The 18,563-nt window shown below is 29.5% G+C and carries 13 protein-coding genes; all 13 read right to left on the bottom strand.

Features of this window, described 5'->3' with window-relative positions; translation table 4 throughout:
- Nucleotides 1-2: 2 nt before the first annotated feature.
- The 13 genes from hisS to recO all read right to left on the bottom strand — a co-directional run bounded on the left by hisS (nucleotide 3) and on the right by recO (nucleotide 18,561).
- The gene (gene hisS, locus L872_RS0101990) at nucleotides 3-1,256 is read right to left on the bottom strand and encodes a histidine--tRNA ligase (protein WP_027063207.1); all 1,254 of its coding nucleotides are present in this window, start codon (nucleotides 1,254-1,256) and stop codon (nucleotides 3-5) included.
- Between the two features lie 89 nt (nucleotides 1,257-1,345).
- On the bottom strand, nucleotides 1,346-1,657 hold the full coding sequence (locus tag L872_RS0101985) for a rhodanese-like domain-containing protein (protein ID WP_027063206.1): 312 nt from the start codon (nucleotides 1,655-1,657) through the stop codon (nucleotides 1,346-1,348).
- Complete coding sequence (locus L872_RS0101980) at nucleotides 1,657-3,957, bottom strand: RelA/SpoT family protein (protein ID WP_051418427.1); 2,301 nt, start codon at nucleotides 3,955-3,957, stop codon at nucleotides 1,657-1,659. The genes L872_RS0101985 and L872_RS0101980 overlap by 1 nt, the downstream gene beginning before the upstream one ends.
- Before the next feature lie 68 nt (nucleotides 3,958-4,025).
- Nucleotides 4,026-4,538, bottom strand: a complete 513-nt coding sequence (locus L872_RS0101975; RefSeq protein WP_027063204.1) for an adenine phosphoribosyltransferase — start codon at nucleotides 4,536-4,538, stop codon at nucleotides 4,026-4,028.
- A gap of 11 nt (nucleotides 4,539-4,549) precedes the next feature.
- Nucleotides 4,550-8,500, bottom strand: coding sequence for a protein translocase SecDF, variant type (locus tag L872_RS0101970; protein ID WP_027063203.1), 3,951 nt, complete (start codon nucleotides 8,498-8,500; stop codon nucleotides 4,550-4,552).
- Nucleotides 8,501-8,624: 124 nt separating this feature from the next.
- Nucleotides 8,625-10,130 (bottom strand): YitT family ABC transporter, encoded by a 1,506-nt coding sequence (locus L872_RS0101965; RefSeq protein ID WP_051418426.1) that lies wholly within the window; start codon nucleotides 10,128-10,130, stop codon nucleotides 8,625-8,627.
- A 66-nt stretch (nucleotides 10,131-10,196) separates the two neighbouring features.
- Nucleotides 10,197-11,573, bottom strand: coding sequence for a DEAD/DEAH box helicase (locus L872_RS0101960; RefSeq protein ID WP_027063201.1), 1,377 nt, complete (start codon nucleotides 11,571-11,573; stop codon nucleotides 10,197-10,199).
- A 14-nt stretch (nucleotides 11,574-11,587) separates the two neighbouring features.
- Nucleotides 11,588-12,370: a Nif3-like dinuclear metal center hexameric protein gene (locus tag L872_RS0101955; RefSeq protein WP_027063200.1), complete on the bottom strand. Its 783-nt coding sequence runs from the start codon at nucleotides 12,368-12,370 to the stop codon at nucleotides 11,588-11,590.
- Entirely contained in the window at nucleotides 12,357-13,037 is a 681-nt protein-coding gene (locus L872_RS0101950; RefSeq protein ID WP_156923093.1) for a tRNA (adenine(22)-N(1))-methyltransferase, read from the bottom strand. Before L872_RS0101950 ends, L872_RS0101955 begins: the two co-directional genes overlap by 14 nt.
- A 1-nt stretch (nucleotide 13,038) precedes the next feature.
- Entirely contained in the window at nucleotides 13,039-14,442 is a 1,404-nt protein-coding gene (locus tag L872_RS0101945; protein ID WP_027063198.1) for a sigma-70 family RNA polymerase sigma factor, read from the bottom strand.
- Nucleotides 14,443-14,445: 3 nt separating this feature from the next.
- Nucleotides 14,446-16,284, bottom strand: a complete 1,839-nt coding sequence (gene dnaG, locus L872_RS0101940) for a DNA primase (RefSeq protein WP_027063197.1) — start codon at nucleotides 16,282-16,284, stop codon at nucleotides 14,446-14,448.
- Between the two features lie 27 nt (nucleotides 16,285-16,311).
- The gene (locus L872_RS0101935) at nucleotides 16,312-17,679 is read right to left on the bottom strand and encodes a glycine--tRNA ligase (protein WP_027063196.1); all 1,368 of its coding nucleotides are present in this window, start codon (nucleotides 17,677-17,679) and stop codon (nucleotides 16,312-16,314) included.
- A 72-nt stretch (nucleotides 17,680-17,751) separates the two neighbouring features.
- Complete coding sequence (recO, locus tag L872_RS0101930) at nucleotides 17,752-18,561, bottom strand: DNA repair protein RecO (protein ID WP_027063195.1); 810 nt, start codon at nucleotides 18,559-18,561, stop codon at nucleotides 17,752-17,754.
- Nucleotides 18,562-18,563: the final 2 nt, after the last annotated feature.

The raw sequence follows: 18,563 nt of genomic DNA, 5'->3' as shown, positions 1-18,563 counted from the left end.
TTTTATTCTCCTTTTAATTTATCTATTAATTCTGCAATTGATAATGTCACTGTTTGTTTTGTTAATTGATCTTTTACTTGAACTGTACGTGATTCAAACTCTTGGTCTCCAATGACAATGACATTTCTTGCCTTAAATTTATCAGCTTGCTTAAATGCTGATTTAAAGCTACGGTTCATTAAGTCTGTATCTGCTTTAATTCCAGCATCACGTAGTTTAAATAATAATTCTTGATTAAAACCCATTCCCTTTTCTGAAACAGCAATTGTATAAACATCCAATTCATTGTCAGTTGTTAAAGAAATATTTTCTGCTGCCAACATAATTAGTAAACGTTCCAGACCCATTCCAAATCCAGCACTTGGAACCGTTGGTCCACCAAGCTCAGAAACTAAGTTGTTATAACGTCCCCCAGCAATAATTGTCTGTTGACCACCTAGTTTTTCTGATAAACATTTTAACTCAAAAATAAATCCTGTATAGTAATCTAATCCACGAACTAGTTTAGGATTAACAGTGGTTTTAATTCCTAAAGTATTTAATCCTGTTATTAACTTTGTAAATTGGTCTTGATCTTCAGGCGATAAAAACTTATTCATGTCGGGAACATTTGTAAATTTATCTCCATCAATTTTACAATCCAAAATACGTAATGGATTTTGTACCATACGGATTTGACAATCTTCACATAAAACAAATGTTTGTAAATATTGCTTTAATTCTGCGATATAGGCAACTCTATGTTCACCTGTCACTAAAAAATTAATTTCAATTTCTAAATTATTATCCAAGTTTAATTCTTTAACAATTTGATTTGCAATAATAATTATTTCCATATCTTGGTTGAAATTATTTGCCCCAAAAGCTTCAATTCCTAGTTGGTGAAATTGACGATTACGACCTACTTGGGGACGTTCATAACGAAACATTGGCCCTAAGTAAAATGCTTTAAATGGTAAGTGTTCTGGAGCATATAATTTGTTTTCAATTAAACTACGAACAATTGGAGCAGTTCCTTCAGGCCGCAATACAAATTCACGACCCTTTTTATCAATTAGTTCATACATCTCTTTTGAAACAACGTCACTTGTTTCTCCGACGCTTCTTACAAATAATTCCTTAGCCTCAAAAATTGGTGTTCGAATTTCGTTGTAATTAAACTTTGCTAAAATGGTTTTTAATTTAGCTTCAAGTGCTGATCATTGTTTTGCTTCTTGACCAAAGCTATCTTGAGTTCCTCGAGGTTTTTGAATCATTTGCTTTCACTTCCTTTATATCTTATTAATTATATAACAACCATAGATTATTTAGATATTAAGATAATTAAAAAAATAACGCAAAAGCGTTATTTTTTAAGATTATTTAATTTTTGTCACTCATTATATCCACCAGCTATATTAATAATCTGTTCTTGGTTAAAACCTTGCTCAAGTAAGTTATTAATTAAAGCTTGACTTCGTCTTGATGTTTGACAATAAAACAAATAGTTACCCTGCTTATCAAGCACAGAAAAATCTAAAACTAAATCTGACATTGGCAAAAATTGGCAGTTATTTATAACTCCTAGATTTGTTTCATATTGTTCACGAATATCAACTAAAATAAAGTCCTTTGCTAAGTACTCTTCAAGTTGGTCTCATGTAATTGTCTTAACCATTAGCGTTGTTTATATCCACGTTCCACTTCATTAATTGAAGGAATTGATTTAATCGCTGAAATAATTTGATTTAGTTGATCAGAATTTTTAATTTTAATTGTTAAAACTCCTGAAGAAGTTAATAGCTTCTCATCGCTTGATAGATTGGCACTAACAATTGAGGCTTTTAAACTTGTTAGAACTTTTGATATATCATAAAGCAAATTAGGGCGATCAATTCCATAGTAACGAATTTTTGTTGTGTAGAAATGGCTTTCAGCCACTGCTGAATTTCATTGAACGGCAATTAAGCGTTTTTGATCTTCAGAATTTGAAATATTAAAACATTCATCTAAATGAACTTTAATTCCGCTACCCTTTGAAACATAACCAACAACATTTTCATAAGGAATTGGCATACAACAACTTGCCAAAGCAGTTTTAATATTAGTGATTCCATCAATAACAATATCATTTTTTAAATCTAAATTATTAACAACTTTTGATTTGATATTTTCTAACGCCTCATCATCTTTAGAATAATTTTTATCAATATAAACTAAATCAGTTGCTTCAGCAATTGTATATTCTCCTTTAGCTTGCGCTAACAAGAAATCTTCTAAAGATGCAAATCCTAGTTTTTTAACGCTTTCTAAAATTTCCTCGTTAGATTTACGTTTTCAACGTCAGTCTTTTTGATTAATATAAGCATTAATTGTTGCTTCAACTTTTTTGGCGATCAAACGGTTTTCTTCTTTTTTATCTTTAATATTTTCATCAGTCATTTTGGCACTTAAATATTTTTTAATACGATTTCTTGCCGCTGCTGTTACCACAATTTTTAATCATTCATGAGTTGGTTCTTGTTTTGATGAAGTTTTAATTTCAACAACTTCTCCTGATTTTAAAACCGTATTAATTGGAGAAAAGACTCCGTTAATTTTAGCTCCAATCGTTTTTTCTCCAACTTCAGTATGAATTCGATAAGCAAAATCTAAAACTGTTGATCCATAAGGTAAAGTTTTTACTGCTCCACCAGGTGTTAGTACATAAATTGACGCAGTAAACAAATCCTCTTTTAAAGTATTTTCAATGCTATCTTTAATCGAAGCATTATCGTCAAATGAACTTTGACGATCTAAGTCTAAAATACGATTAAAGACATCTATTTGTTCATCAATCTCTTTTTGTTTTTTGGCAATATCAACGACTTCACCTTCTTTATATCTTCAGTGAGAAGCAGCTCCAGTTTCCGCAATTTCATCCATCGCTTCTGTTCTAATTTGGACTTCAAAAATATTTCCCGAATTATCAGCTAAGGTTGTATGCAATGATTGATACACGTTATTTTTGGGAGTTGCAATGTAATCTTTAAAACGTTTTGCTAACGGAGTATATTTTTGGTGAATAAATCCTAAAATCTTATAGCAATCATCAACTGATTTTGTAATGATGCGAATTGCTAAAACATCATTAATTTCTTCAAACTGTTTTCCAACCATATTCATTTTACGATACACTGAATAAACTGTTTTTGCTCTTCCAAAAATATCAAGTAATTTGATATGTTTTTCTTTACGTAAATATTGATCAATATCTGCAATGATTGCATTAATACTTTGAGTTCGTTTTTCACTATCACTATCCATTAAAGCTTTTGTTTTTTGATAGTCTACTGGATTTAAGACTTCAAATGATAAATCTTCTAAAAACGACTTGGCATTTTTCATTCCAATACGGTGTGCAATTGCTGAATAAATATCTAATGTTTCTCGAGCAATAACAATTTGTTTAGCTTCAGGTAAATTACGGATGGTTAACATATTATGTAAACGGTCTGCAATTTTAATAATGATTACCCTAATATCTTTTGCCATTGATAAGTACAATTTACGTAAATATTCTGATTTTAATTGCTCACGATTTTCTTTGGCAAAATAGCTAACCTTAGTAACTGATTCTACTAAATTAGCTACCTCTTCTCCAAACTTTGTTTCTAAATCCTCAACAGTATAAGGAGTGTCTTCTAAAATATCATGAAGCAACCCTGCAATTATTGTTTTAGGTCCCATTTTAAGCTGTGCTAAATAATATGCTGTTGATAATGGATGATAAATATAGGGATCTCCGTTACGACGTAACTGACCATCATGTTTTTCATAGGCATACTGATATGCCATTTCAATTTCTCGTAACTCTTTTTTATTAAAGATATACTTTTTTAATTCCGTTTCTAATTGCTTATATTCTCGAATTTCAATAATATCTAAAATATTATTATATGTTTTTTTTATATGTTTTTTTTGTACAAATCCTGCCATAAAATACCCCTTTGTTTATCAATTATATAATTATATCTAATTAAAAATAAAGACTTTCGTCTTTATTTTTAATACTTTATTAATTTTTGAACATTATACTCTGAAAGCAATTTCTCATCATGTAAATAAGTCAAGTCTGCTAAAAATGAAATTCCTTTAACTTCAGCACCTTCACTTGAGATCAATTTGATAATTGCTTCAATTGTTCCCCCAGTTGCAAGAACGTCATCAATAATAACAACTTGATCTCCAGGTTTAATGTCACCTTTATGAATTTGTTGATGATTAGTCCCATATTCTAAAGAATATTCAATATCAATTACTTCTCGAGGTAATTTTCCTGGTTTTCTTACTAGAACAAATCTTGTTTTAGTATTAAAGGCAACTGCTGATGCCAATAAAAATCCTCTTGCTTCAGGAGCAACTACAACATTAGCTCCACATTCTTTAACAAATTTTGAAATTTCTTCAATCATGAAATGAAATGCTTCAGCATCATTTAATAGCGGAGTGATATCTTTAAAATTAACTCCTGGTTTTGGAAAATCTTGAACATCCAAAATATATTTTTTTAAATCCATATTTATCCTTTTTAATCGTTAATATCTTTAATTGTTTGTTCTTCACTTGAAACAACAATTTTTCTAATGAATTTTTTATATCCATATTTAGCATTAATACGTTTTCTTTCCAATCAAATTCACACAGGTACTGAAATTGTAATAAATACAATTGAAGCTATAACAACACCAATTGCTAAAGTCATACCCATTCCTGAAATAACTGGTAAGGTAATTGCTGCAATAATTCCCACAGCAATGTAAATAGTTCCTACAGCAATAAGTCGGAATACACCAAATTTAATAATATCTAAAAAGATTTGTTTTAAGAAATTATTTTTTCTTGACTCAATTGTAACTTGTTTTTTAGTCTCACCTTTGAAAATAGCAAAGTTTTTAAGAATAAGTTTGCGGTCTTTTTTAAACTGAACTTTAAGAGCTTTTTGATCAGCCTTAGCTTGTTTTTTAATAGTTCGACGTTGATCTTTAACTTTTGTTTCTGATAAGTTTTTTGCTAATGCTTTTTTCAGTTGCTTACGAGATTTTTTAAAAGTAGCTTTTAACTTATCAAGTTCTTTACTTCGAGTATTTTTTGCCTCATTGATTAATACATGTAATTCAATTTCTTTTGCAAACTGTTTATTAATTGTACGCTCATCTTTTGAAGCTAAAATGGTTTTCCCTTTACCCATAATCAAAATTGCTGTTACTAAACTGAACATTACTACTCCTAAAATGGCGGTAATAATTTCGATTGATACTGGAATTCGGAATAACACAATTAAGGCAACCGTAATTGAGATTGTCATAATTAGTCCTAAAGCTAAAGCGACATAGTATGTTCATTTGAATCTAATTACCATATAAACAATCAAGGCTAGTAATAAAATTCCAAACATAACTGCAATTTGACGAATTTGATCATATGCAGTATATGGTGTTTCTTCAAGACCTAAAATTCCACGACTTGGATTGTTGTAGTTAGGTGGTAAGTTTCCTAAACCCGCAAGCGCAGCTTGAGTTCTTTTCATTTGTCTTAAACTTACTTTTTTTGAAGTAGTAATTGAAACTCAACCTGTAGTTTCACGAATATTTGAATCTTCATTAATAATTGCAAAGTTATTACCATAAGAAACTTGTGATTTTCTTAATGATGTTTTTTCCATTCTTGAGTTGAATGAAGATAAATAATTATTTGACAACAAGAATTCATATGATTGAGCGACAGTTTGTGCCATTCAATAATTTTGTTGTTCACTTGTAGCTTTATCTATTGAATCTACTGCATATAGTTTAGCAAAATATTCATCATTTTTCTTTTTAAGATTTTGTAAACCATCATAAATTCTATCGCGGTTTTTATCATTTTCATTTGGCAATAAAGTTTCTTTTGGTGCTTCAAGGTTACTATATGTTTCTGCAACAGCATCCCCATATAAAAGAAAGTTTTGTCCTTTTCCTAAATTAGAAGATAAATTTGCTCCAAAGAATCCACCAATAATAGCTCCAAATATAATGATCACAACTCAGAAAATTGAAATAATTTTTCCTAAAGATGCAACCTTTTTCTCAATTTGAATTGCTTGAATATTTTGAGCTTGTTTTTTATCAGTAAAGTTAGTTTCACTTTGACTAACTATCATTTGTTGATAACTTACTAATTCTGCTTGTTTATTATTTGCTTTAACACTTTGAGTAGGTTTATTTTCATACTTAGCTTTTAAAGCTTCAATTTTATCAATTTGAATTTGAACTTTATCAATTTCTTTTTGACTTCTTAAAGCTTTTTTAGCTAAACGATCAGCAATCATTTCCTTTTGAATTTTGTATAAACGATTTAATTGATCTTGATTTGCTTTTGTTTTAATTAAGTCTCTTGATGAAACCTCACGCTTTTTAGCATTATTTGCAATTTTAACTTCTAGGTGACGAATTCTTAAATCAGTAAAGAAAGAACCCTTGATTTCTTTAGAAGTATCAATTGGTAATAAATTCGCATTGTCATGTAATAACCTTGATTTTACAAGGAAATAACAAATAATACGCATCACAACAACGCCAAATAATATTACAAATAATGCTCCAATTGCTGTAATTGTGGCAAAGTTTTTCATAGCTCCAGTTCCGATTCAGAATAAAATCACATTTGGAATTAAAACGACAATTGCTGAATCAATTACTAATCATAAACTTTCTCGACCACTAATTTTAAATGAAGATTCAATCGAATGTTTATCTTCATAAATACTACGCTTAATCGATTCAAAGTACAAAATGTTAATATCGATAGTTAATCCTATGATTATAAAGATAATGCTAAAGATTTCTGGCCCTATCGCAAATCCAAATCAAAATGGAACTAAGAATGTCAACGCTCCAATAATTGCCGCAATAATAATTGTGAATAACCCTAATAAACGATATGCAAAAACTACATAAATCATTAACATAATTGCTAAAATTATTAATGCTACTATTGAAACGATAAATAGTGTTCGCGAAATTAACGCATTAAATTCTGAAATTGCAAAAACTTTAAATGAAAGTCCTGAAGTTGTTTGCAAGATTGTTGCAACAGCTTTTTTAGCCTTTGTATATGATGATGTTTTAATAGAAAGTTTATTATCTTGAATATATGCTGGTGTTGAAGAAGAAACTTGTGTATTTGCTTCTGGAATAACCTCTATTTGTCCTCTTTGAATAATATTGTCAGAAAAAATTGATTTTTCTAAAGCAATGTTTACCAAACTATCGTCTTTAACATTTTTAAACAATGATTCTTTAAACAATACGCTAGTTAATTTTGAAAAAACTTCTTGAATGCTTCCTAAGTCGTTTTTATCTGCTTCAGAAACTAGTTTTTTACCATAAAGTCCATTTTCATTAAATTCTTTAGCCTCAGCGTTTTGATCATAAATATATTTATTTAAATCAGCATTTACGAAACTAAACTTGTAATTGTTATATGGTTCATCAGCATTTGAATCTCCAAATAAAATTCTTCTCAAATGTGCTATAGTTGTAATTTCACCTTCAAATCCTGCATTATCTTGGTTGAAATAACCTAGTAACGAAGCAGTTCTATTTTCTCAGCCATTAGCCCCTAATCTTTGATAATTAACTAAGAAAAAGTCATCTAAAACACGTTTTCCTAATTCATCTTTAATTGAACTATCATTTTTATAACTTCTTAAAGGCTTAATAATTCCTTCTAAATAAGCTTCCAAGAACTTATCAGTATCTTTTGCTTGTGAATATAATGAATAATACTCACGCATATTTGATAAAATTGTTTCCACAGAAGTAAACATGTTTAATGATGGAGCGTCTCCACCTGTGTTTTCTCCTTCTGCTGATGGAGCAACAATTTTAGATAAATAATCTTGAGTTAATGAAAATTGAATATAAGGTTCATTGGTAATTGCTTGATTACTTTTAATTGAAACCGCTTCTGGTTCTCCTAGTAATTGTGACACTCCCACTTTTTCTTTAACAACTTTTTTGTCATTTTGAGTTTCATAGATCGGTTTACCAGCTTTTGTCATCAATGTTTCATTAAATAAAACATCTTCATAGTTACTGTTTGTTACTAAAATACCACCATTCATTTCAATTGCATTTTGCAGAATTTTAGTATTGTTTGCATAAGCATCACGTGATACTTTAACTGATACTCTACTTGCTCCAACTTGAGTTACTTCAATTGTATTATCTGAAAATGGTGATAGCTTACTTTCTAAAGCTTTGGCTCCTTGAGCAGCATCTCCATTTGGTAGAAACTCATTATTGGTTTCTGATGATTGTTTACTATTATCATAAACCCCAACTAAAGCTTCATATCCACCTTTATATTTGGGTCCTAAAACGTTATTAGAAATGCCACTTAAACTTGAAAAAATAATTCCTACAATTAGAGAAAGTACAATAAGTCCCATGACTGAAATATGAATTACTTTTTTAAAACTCTTTTTAGGATTTTTCATATTCTCTCTCCTTTTTTACTTTTTCTTAAAATAAGAAAAGCCAATATACATTGTGTAATGTTAGCAGTTAAAATTGTCTATCAGTTTGAAAATCTGTTAGACCATAAATACATTATATAATATTTTAATCAGTTTTTTGAATGGCTTTCTCATTTTTTAAATCATTTTTAATTCTTGCATTGGCAATAAAAATTGCATCGTGTTCAATTTTTTTCATTCACTTAACATTTGTAACAACTCGTTCATGAATAATTCGTAAACGGCGTTCATTATCAAGCTCATATCTAAATGGTCCTTTAACTCTTTGAGTTTTAACGACATTAATATTCATATGTTGATCAATGTTGATTAATCCAGCTTCTAATTTATTTCAGTTAATAACCGTAACTGTTGCCATCAATACTTTTTTGTTAGTAACTCCAACACCTTTTTTTGATGTTTCTGCCTCTCAAATAAATACATTGTTACGGTATCCAGCCTCAAATAAATATTGTTGAACTTCATCAGATTTAATAGTTGTAATCATAATTGTTTGAATCTTATTTTTTGGATATAAGAAATCAACTACTAATGCTTGAGCAATTACCATTGTGAATGAAGCAAATAAACTTGGTCCAAAAATAAATTTAAATCTCATTAAGTTCATCATTCCTGTTGAATAACTTTTAAAGTTGACATCTGAAGCTGCTTTACGTAATGCTTCCCCTAAATTTGAATCAGTAATGATTGGGTTACCATTATTAGTAAACAAATCTTTAATTGCTATTGCGCATAAATCATTTTTTTCAACTGCTTGATTGAAAAAAGTAGCATTAGAATAATGACTATTTAAAATTGAATATTTAATTGATTCATTAAATTCTTCAGACTTTAGCATTAAGGTATTTAAAATGATCACGCTTGTCAAAATAATAAAGTTAATTTTCATATTAATTTTACCGATGTTTTTATTACGTTGTTGAGCAAAATAAACTGTCGCAAAATCTGTTCCCCCAGTTGAAGAAGATGCCTTATAAATCACAGCATACGACCAACCTAAAATAATTCCTCCAAAAACAGCAAACACAAATAATCAAATTGTGCTATTTCAAACCTGAGGAATTCCCCCAATAAGTTCATAATCAATAATCAAATGTCACTCTGAAGGATTGATCACTGGTATCAAACGAATGACCTGGTCAAAACAAATACTTAATAAAATATAAATTACTGTTGTCAGTGTAAATTTATTACCTAATTTCCAAAATCCAAAACAAATAAACGGAATATTAAAAGCAAAATAAAATACGAAATATAAACTAGCTTGTTTTTCTTGTTCAGAAACTACAATTACGGAAATAAAACGCGTAATTCCTCCTAAACCACCAGGAAATAATCCCATTTTTCCAGTTGCCGAAACAAAATAATCAAATGCAACTGTTGTTCCCAAAGCAGCAATTGATATTAATAATAAATCTTTTCAAAAACCTTGTTTAAAATAAATTTGGCGCTCTAATTTTTTCTCAGCTTTAGCTACTAAATCAGCATGAGCTTTTTCATATTTTGGACTCTCTTTAATTTCTTTTAACTGCGCAGCCGATAACTCTAAAACTTCTTGACCATCAGATGATCTAATTTTAATTTTTCTCATGGTCAACCCTCTTCTTTTTTTTAAATATTACAATAATAATACAATAAAAAAAGAGAAAAGCAATTGCTAATCTCCAAATAATTCTTCACGCCTTTTTTTGTATTTTTCTTTTTTAATTTTTGAGATATTTTGCTTAATATGTTCACGACGACGTTTCTTTTTAATTTCTTCTAATTCACGCTTACGTTTTTGTTTATATCCCGGTTTAACAATTTGTTTTTTATACTTAGAAATAACTTTTTGTGATTCAACATCTAAATTTTGTTGATTCTTTTTTGGAGTTCGTTGTCGCGTTTTTTTAATATTAACTAGTTCCCCATCTAAAAGCTTTTGAACTTCAAATTCGATTCCTTTGTTTTTTAGTTCTTCAATTTTTTCTTGGTTTTTAGCATTAAACAATACATAACTGATTCCTGTCATTTTTGAACGCCCAGTTCTCCCTGAACGATGGATGTAGTAACTTAAATCACGTGGTAAATCAATTGACACTACATGGCTAACTCCAGTAATATCAACACCTCGAGCGGCAACATCTGTTGCAACAACAAATTTGAATTCGTTATTCTTTATTTTCTTGAGCATGTTCATACGTGTTCTTGGCTGTAAATCACCATGAAGTTCTCCCAAGGATGTTACTCCTGCATTTCGTAAAATTTTAATCATTTTAGAAACGTCTTCTTTTTGATTAACAAAAATTAAACACAAGTATGGATTGATTGACGAAGCAATTTTAGTCAATACTTCTTCTACTTCTCGATTTTTAGTATCAATTAAGATATGCTGAATATTTTTATTTGATGGCATTGATTCAGAATCATCAACAAAAATTGAATCATTTAAATACTTTTTAACAAATGGACGTAATGTTTCATGAATTGTTGCTGAAAATAATGAAATTACAGCATTTTGTTTAGCCTTTGAAATCATAAAGTCAACATCTTCGATAAACCCTAAGTCAAAAATCATGTCACATTCATCAACAACAATATAATCAGCAGTCGTAATTCGTAAATGATTTCCTTCATACAGTTCCCTAATTCGTGTTGGAGTCCCAACAACAATCATCGGTTGAGTTTTTTCTAACTGATCAATTGTTTTGGTAATATCTTCTCCTCCAATAAACAAACCGGTCGTAATTTTTGGCTCATTTTTTTGAAAGGGCTTAATGTTATCATAAATTTGTTTAGCCAATTCTCTAGTTGGAGCAATTATCAATGCTTGAACGTGTCGTTTTTCAAACGAAACACTTAAGTTCAAATTATTAATAATTGGTAGTAGGAAACTATGAGTTTTTCCAGTTCCAGTATGTGCTAATGCAACCACGTTGCGATGTTTTTTAATTAATGGAATAACTTTTTCCTGAACTGATGTAGGAGTTACAAAATCAATTTCTTGTAAAGTATCATTAATAAATTTTTTAAATCCAAAACTTGAAAATTCCATATCGTATTCCTTTTCTATATTTGCTTAAACAAATTGGTAGTATCAAACTTAATTATTTTTAAAGTTTGATCTAATGCTGATAATTTTTCACTGATGTCATCTACAAAATAATTTTCCATATAATGACCCACTCCAATTAAGTTTATCTTATTATCATTGGCATAGGCTCATTCATTTCATTTAACTTCACCAGTTATAAAAGTTTTATTAACTAAAGCTTGTGCTACCATTGAACTTGCCCCTGAACCTGTTGTTATATAAAATTCTTGAAGTTTACTTTTTAATTCTAAATCTTTTGCACAATCAACTTTTTCAATTGGTAATAAAGTTCGTAATTTTTCAACTAGCTCTGCATGATTAATTTCTTTTCTAAGTACCACTTTAAGGCATTCTTTTTCTGGGCCCAAACGAGTAGTTTTTTTGACATCAAATCTTTTAGCTAAAATTTTTGCTAATCCTTGATTAACTGAAGCGTCATAATTTGAATGAATTGAGTATACTAAAATGTTTGCCTTTTTTAATTTTTTAAACATTTCATTTTTAGCAGGATTATTACGCTCATCGGCCAATTCATTAAACACAAATGGGTGACGGGTAATAATTAAGTCAACTTGATCCTTTATTGCCACTTCAACTCCCTGAACCGTTAAGTCAAGACAAACCATTACTTTATTAATTTCGCTATCAAGAGAAATTTGATTTTTAGTAAAAATTTGGAAGCCTGGATGGTCTCATTTCCCTGCTAATTTGTAAGAAAATTTTTTTTCCAAGTATTTAATTAGTTTATTTAATTTCATTAAGAAAACCCTCAATATCTTTTTGTTGTTTCTTTAGTTGGCTAATTCTTGAAGTATCATTTTTAATCTTTGCAAGAATTTTATCAATTTTATTAATTTCAGACTTTAAATATTTTTTGTATAAATCATTATTTAAAAAATACTTTTTCTCTCCAAACATAATTTCTTGTTCAGTTAATTGAGTATCATTAAAAACTTTGCTGATTTTAATTAGTCAATAATTGACAGCATAATCTTCAAAAAAATCTTCAAACATAATTTGATACTGAGAATTATTTATTCATTGTCTCAATAATCTAATATCAGTATTAGAGCAAATAATATAATTTTTTATATTATTGTTATCGTCTTTTAGAATTGTCAAAATTGTCTGAGTCCCAAGTCCAGAAATTGTAACATAATCAATTAGTGCATCAAATTCATGATTCATAAATTCTAAACCATTACTTAAAATCGTAAAAATTTGGTTTTCGTAACCAAATTTTTTAATATTAGCTTCAGCACTTAATAACGGTTTTTTATTTACATCAACTGCATAAACAAGTTCAGCTTTTTGAGCTTCAACAATTGCTATTGGTAAATATGCATGATCGGTTCCAATATCGGCGACTGTTTTTGTTTTAGGAATTAAGTCTAAAACTCTTTTTAATCTTGTCGTTAAAATCATTTTATCCCTTATAAAATTCTTTTAGTGTTTTACCCAGTTTATTACTATTTGAAGGTGTTTTTAATTTTCTAATTGTTTTAGCTTCAATTTGACGAATACGTTCACGAGTTACATTTAATTCTTTTCCAACTTCTTCTAAAGTTTTTGGTGAATCATATTTAGTTAAATGTGCTTTGATAACATCATTTTCATAAATTCTAACTTTTTCAATTGGTGTATCAAAATGCAAGTCCAATTCTTTAATGGCATTTTTTAAATCTTCAGCAGTTTCATCACCACACTCAGAAGCTAATCTTAGTATTGTTCGTAATTTTGTTGGAATAATTCCATATCGCATACGAATAACTTTCTCTTCTCTTGCTGGCATTTCAGAAAATACTTTGTCAATTTCTTCTCTTAAAACTTCTTTTTCAGCAAAATCATTTGGAGAAATCATATCTTTATCTTCAACAAAATCTCCAAAGTGAGTATCATCTTCATCACCAAAAGGTTTTTCTAATGAAACTGGTTCAACTGATAGTTTTTTAATTTCAATTACTTTAGCAGGAGTTAATCCTGTACCAACTTTATCAGCAATTTCTTCAGCTGAAGGTTCTCTACCTAGTTCTTGAGTTAATTGACGCTCAACTCTTGCTAACTTATTAATTGTTTCAACCATGTGAACTGGAATACGGATTGTTCTTGCTTGATCAGCAATTGCACGTGTAATTGCTTGACGAATTCATCAGGTTGCATATGTTGAAAATTTAAATCCCTTAGTATAGTCAAATTTATCAACAGCTTTCATTAATCCAATGTTTCCCTCTTCAATTAAATCAGGGAAATCTAGACCACGATTTAAATGTTTTCTGGCAACTGATATAACTAGTTTTAAGTTTGACTCAATTAATTTATGACGTCCTTCTTGAACTTCTTCAGGATCAGGAGAAGTTAACATTTTGGCATACTCAATTTCTTCGTCTTTTGTTAAAATTTTACCTGATCCAATTTTATGGAAGTATGTTTTAATAATATCTTGAATTTTTGTTTCATTTGAAATTCCCCCAACGCGATATTTCATCTGAGTTGTGTCTTTTGCCTCTTTACGCCCTTTAGCTGCAGACTTTTTAGCACTTGCCATTTCATCAGCAAAATCATCATCAATATCAACTTCATCAAATTCTTCAGCTAGTGATACTAAATCTACATCTAAATCAGTAAATTTTGCTCCTAGTTTTTCTAAGTCATTTAATAAATTTTCATAAACATTATCATCGGCATTTGGAAAAATTGCTGTAAATCCTTCTTGAACTTCCTCAGTTGAAATTTCATTATCATTTTCTTTTAAATAATGCCCAACATACTGCTTAAACTCATCTACACTTTTAATGTTTTTAATACTTTTTTTATCGTTAAATTTTTTCATTTTTTACCTCTTCATTTTGTTTGCCATTTTTCTCAAAATATCCAAACGCTGCATAATTAATATTTTCTCTTCAGCAGTAGTTGCTTCTTTTAGTTCGATTTCTGCTCGATGAATTGCTAACTTTGATTGATACTGATTTAACATTATAAATGCATCATCAATTTCCTTTTCAGAAGCATCAATCATAATAATTTTATTAGCTAAAATTAGTTCGATTTGATTTCGATAATTAATTATTCTCTCTTCAATTAGTTTTAATGCTCGTTTTGGGTCGCCCCCATGATAATTTCCACAGCGATACTCAGCAATAATTCCACGCATCGCACTTCGAATATTATTATTGATTATTAACTCAATGTTTTGAGCAATCTTATCAAGGTATTGATCAGATTTTAATAAGGAAACAAAAACCTTTTGTTCTGCTATTTCATAGGCTCTTTTGTTAACTGGATCGAGTTCCTTTGCGGGTGGTTTACTTACTCGAACAGCTGTTTGTGGTTTTTGGATTTCTTCTATTTTTGGTGCTGGTACGACTGTAGTTTTATGTGGAGCTACTGTTCGTCTTATTTTAAGCATCTGCTCAACTGTGATTTGATTTAAACCAGTTAACTTCATTAATAATGAAACTGTCTTATCAATAATAACTGGATCTTGAATTCCATCAATGAATTCTCCAATTTTAGTTAAGTATTGCGATATCGAATCTGGGTTATTTTGATCAACTCCCAGTCATAATTTCTTAATAACAAAGTTAACAGGATGCGTTGAATTTTCAATTTTAGAAATAACCAATGTTTCTTTACCAGACTGAATCAATTCATCTGGATCTTGATTTGTATCATTATCAATAATCGTTGTTTTAACATTTCCACGCATTAAAGCTTTTGCTGCCTTAACTGTCGCATTAATTCCTGCTAAATCACCATCTAAAAATAACTTAACTGTCATTTTATGAGTTTTAAATAACTTAATATGAAAATCACTTAACGCGGTTCCCATAATAGCAATAGCATTTTTAACTCCAATCGATTCAAGACTTATAACATCCATAAATCCTTCCAAAACAATTACTTGATTGTTTTCCATGTGCATACGTAAAACATTTTGAATGTTATATGCTAATTGAGATTTTTTAAAAACAAGATTTTCTCGACTGTTAATATATTTTGGTTTTTCATCGTTTAAAGCTCTCGCAGAAAAACCAATGATATGATCGTCTTCATTTTTAATTGGAAAGATAATTCGATTAACAAAGTAATCCTTAAGTTCTAAATCATAAATCGTTCCCAAACCTGCATCAGCAATTTGTTGTTTAGTATAACCTTTTTCCAACAAACGTTCACACAAACTTGCTTGTCTCGCTGAATAACCAATTTCAAAATTACTAATTTGCTCATTAGAAATATTTCTTTTAAGCAAATAGTCATGAGCGCTTTTACCCAATTGGGAAAACAATAAAGTTTTGTAGAAATTATTTGCCTCTTCATTTAATTTAAAAATTAACTTTTCCGCTTCAGAATACTTTTCTTTAGTTGCATAATTTTTCAGTTCATTAATTTCAACACCAGCAATCTCTGCAACTTTCTTTAATGCTGAAGGAAAGTTAATTTTTTCAAATCTTTTAACAAATTCAATTACAGTTCCTCCAACGTGACAAGAAAAACAACTAAAGATTTTCTTTTCAGGAGAAACAGACATTGATGGGTTTCCATCTTGATGAAACGGACAAACCCCTCAATAGTTGCGTCCTTTTTTTTGAAGATTTAAATACGACGAGATGATTGTAACAATATCAGCTTTTTCAATTACTTCGGCAATTTTAGTTTCTGAAATAACAGCCATATCATGAATCCTCCTGACCTTTATAAGTTAAAATTTTTGTTTTAAATATTCTTCAATTTTTGAGATTTCAATACGCTCTTGAAGCATTGAATCACGTTCTCTAATTGTAACCTTATGATCTTCTAAAGAATCAAAATCATAAGTAATCACAAATGGCGTTCCGATTGCGTCTTGACGACGGTAACGTTTCCCGACGTTTCCTGTTTCATCATATGTGGCATCAAAAGTTTCCAATAACTTTTCAAATAACTGTTTAGCCGGTTCGTTTAACTGCTTTTGAAGGGGCATAACAGCAACATGATATGGTACCAATGTATATGGCAATTTCATAACAATTCTAGAGTTATCACCTTCTAATTGCTCAACTGTATAAGCTTGTCACATAATTGCCAGCATCATACGTTCTACTCCAACTGATGGTTCAATTACATGCGGTAAAACTTTTTGATTTGTTTGGGGGTCAAGATATGTTAGTTCTTCTCCCGATGCAGCTTGGTGAGCATTTAAATCAAAGTTACCACGATCAGCAATTCCTCAAAGTTCTCCTCATCCAAAAGGAAACTTGAATTCAATATCACTAGTTTGTGTTGAATAATGTGCTAACTCATCAGCTTCGTGTTTACGAATACGGTAGTATTCTTTATTCATATAAAGTTTATGAGTTAAAAAAGTTTCAACTTTATCTATTCAATATTCAAACCAATTTTCACCATCATTTGGATTATAGAAAAATTCTAATTCCATTTGTTCAAATTCACGGGTTCTAAAAATAAAGTTTCCTGGAGTAATTTCGTTTCTGAATGACTTTCCAATTTGTCCAATTCCAAACGGTAACTTTTTACGTAAAGCTCTTTGAGAATTTTTAAAGTTAATAAAAATTCCTTGAGCTGTTTCTGGTCTTAAAAAAACTGTTGATGATTCATCTTCTAATACACCTTGATTTGTTTTGAACATTAAAGCAAATTTACGAATGTTAGTAAAGTTTGACTCTCCACATTTTGCACATTTAATTTGATGTTCTTTAATATAAGCCTCCATTTCCAAATCTGTCATTGCTCCCGCAATAACCGTTTCATCGAATTCTTCAATTAATTTATCTGCTCTCCAACGAGAACCACATTTTTTACAATCAATCAAAGGGTCATTAAAGCCATCAATATGTCCTGATGCTTTTCAAACTTTCGGATTAAGAATGATTGAACTGTCTAAACCAATATTCATTGGATTTTTCTTAACAAAATAGTTTCATCATTCGGCTTTAAGTTTTGCCTTCACCTCAGCTCCTAATGGCCCATAGTCTCAACTGTTTGCTAATCCACCATAAATTTCTGATCCTTGAAACACAAATCCTTGTGCCTTTAAATGATTAATCATTTCTTCCATATTTTTGGTCATATATTACCCCCATTTTTAATAACAAAAGTCAGCCTGTCGCTGACCTATAAAATTTCTGTTCATCTCAAATTATTATCTCAAATATTCATTTCTTGTCAAGACACTATGAGTGTAGTTTTCAAAGGTATCTTCGGCAAAAATTTTCTTAGAATTTAAAACTTTCATTGCACTAGTATAGATTCCTAAGTTATGCGAATAATGTTCAACTAATACTTTGCATAAAATTAAAATATACGCCGTTTCAAATTGATGATTAAACACTGTTGAAAAAGTTTCCGAATCAATTGTTTTTAAAAAGTTAATAAATCTAACATCTTGAGGTTGCTCATTAGCCCTAATGCAATTAGGACATACAAAACCACATTCTTTAAAATCAAATAGACGATAAACTTTATTGGGTTTATTACAACGATAACAACGATTTAATAAAAATTTTCCTCCTAAAGGTTTCAATAAGTAAAATAGGAAAAAAACCATCGTTGAAAACGGATCGTTATTCTGATTAATATTATTAAGTGCTTTTTCCAAACTAACAAATGTTTGATAACTCTTGCTGTTAAAATCATCACTTTCCAAAATTATCGAAATGATGACACTTGCAAATAAATAATTATCATAGTTTCTTGTTATATTAAAATTATTTTGAATTAATTCTCCAGTTTTAAGTTTTGATAATGAGTTAGCTTTACGAGATTTAAAAATTTGATATTTTGAAACTGAAAAGTTTTGCACTGAATATCGGTTTTTGCTTTCGGGTTTATTAATTCCTTTAGCAATGAAACTTAATTTACCATATTTATCAGAATACACAGTAACAATTTTATCAAACTCTTCATAATCAAACGAACTAATTACGATTCCCTTTAATGATATTTCTGCCATAA

Origin of the sequence: Mesoplasma seiffertii ATCC 49495 (assembly GCF_000518725.1) — a bacterium.
GTDB lineage: Bacteria > Bacillota_I > Bacilli_A > Mycoplasmatales > Mycoplasmataceae > Tullyiplasma > Tullyiplasma seiffertii.
This window is presented reverse-complemented; position numbering and strand designations above follow the sequence as displayed.